Below are 1,255 nucleotides of genomic sequence, written 5' to 3' on the forward strand. Positions count from 1 at the left end.
GAAGCCGACGGCGCCGGCGATCAGCAGTGAGGCGAGCGGGAACTCGGCGACCTGGTGGCTGACCTCGCGCGTGGCGCGGCGCAGGTCGTGGCCGCCGCGGGCGTAGGCGTCCCCGGCGTAGTCGGACACATCGTCGGCCGCATCGTCGGCCGCGCGGCGCACGGCGCGCCGGGCCCGGTCGAAATGCTCCTCGGCGGCACCCTGGGCCCGGCGGGCGCGGTGCTCGACGTCGTCGGAGCCGACGAGGCCGCCGACCGTGTCGCGGATCTTGCCCCCGATGTCGCGGGCCGTGTCGGCGACGTGCTCGGCCGCGTCGCGCGCGGCGTCCTTGGCCTGCCCGTAGACGGTCTCGGCCTGGCCCGCCGCCGCGCGGGCGCGGCCCTCGACCGAGTCCCGCCGCGAGCCGGTCAGGTCGCCCACCGCGCCCTGCACCTTGCCGCCGAACTCCTTGGCGGCCCCTGTGATCCGATCCGTATCGACCATGTCGTGCTCCTCGTGTGGTGGGTGGTGGAATGGCGCCCGTCCTCGGGGCGTCCCCGAACGGAGATCAGTCCCGGTCCGAGCCGGCAGGCGCCGTCACGGCGGTCTTGGTCGAGCGGGCCTCGCGCTTCTGACGCCGGCCCTCGGCCTCGACACCGGCATCGCCGGTGAGCTTGCCGAGGGCTTCCTTGACGGAGGCCTTGATGTGCTTGGGCGAAGTCGAGTTCATGTCTTCGGTCATGGTAAATCCGTGATCGGAGTAAAACCTGAACCCAAGACGAGATATCGAGGCGACACTCGCATTCAATGAGATGTTTATACTAGTAAAAATGTCAGCTGGTTCCGCCGATTTGCAGCGGAAATCCGTTTTCCCGACCCCAGACGACGGCCTCGCTGCGCTTGTGGATGCCGAGCTTCCGGTAGAGCGCGGCGCCGTGATTGCGCACCGTGTTGCGCGACAGGTTGAGCTTGCGCGCGATCGCGTCGTCGCTCAGCCCCGAGCAGATCAGGTTCAGGATCTGCCGCTCGCGCACCGTCAGGTTCGGCGCCGACGCGTCGCCCGCCTCCCGGCCCGGGCGGCGCAGGTTCGCCAGCTTCTCGATCAGCCCGCGGCTGAACCACGACGTGTCGGCCATCACCGTCTCGATCGCGTCGAACAGCTCCCGCTCGGTGTGCTTGCGCTCGGTGATGTCCTGCAGGACCATCAGCACGAAGGCCGCCTCGTTGATCTCGATGCGCTCGGCCGAGACCAGGCAGTCGAGGTTGGCGCCGCTCT

The 1,255-nt window shown here is 69.6% G+C and carries 3 protein-coding genes; all 3 read right to left on the reverse strand.

From position 1 onward, the window contains the following. Nucleotides 1-483: CsbD family protein (locus ACLBXO_RS31525; RefSeq protein ID WP_447687888.1), on the reverse strand; the 483-nt coding region annotated here is incomplete at its 3' end. Between the two features lie 64 nt (nt 484-547). Then, entirely contained in the window at nt 548-721 is a 174-nt protein-coding gene (locus tag ACLBXO_RS31530) for a CsbD family protein (protein ID WP_447687889.1), read from the reverse strand. A 91-nt stretch (nt 722-812) separates the two neighbouring features. Further along, the coding region (locus tag ACLBXO_RS31535; protein WP_447687890.1) for a response regulator transcription factor at nt 813-1,255 on the reverse strand (443 nt) is incomplete at its 5' end.

This window comes from Methylobacterium sp. C33D (assembly GCF_053345825.1).

Coding starts and splice junctions, on each gene's coding strand:
- ACLBXO_RS31530 (WP_447687889.1), bottom strand. CDS start 721: ATGACCGAAGACATGAACTCGACTTCGCCCAAGCACATCAAGGCCTCC.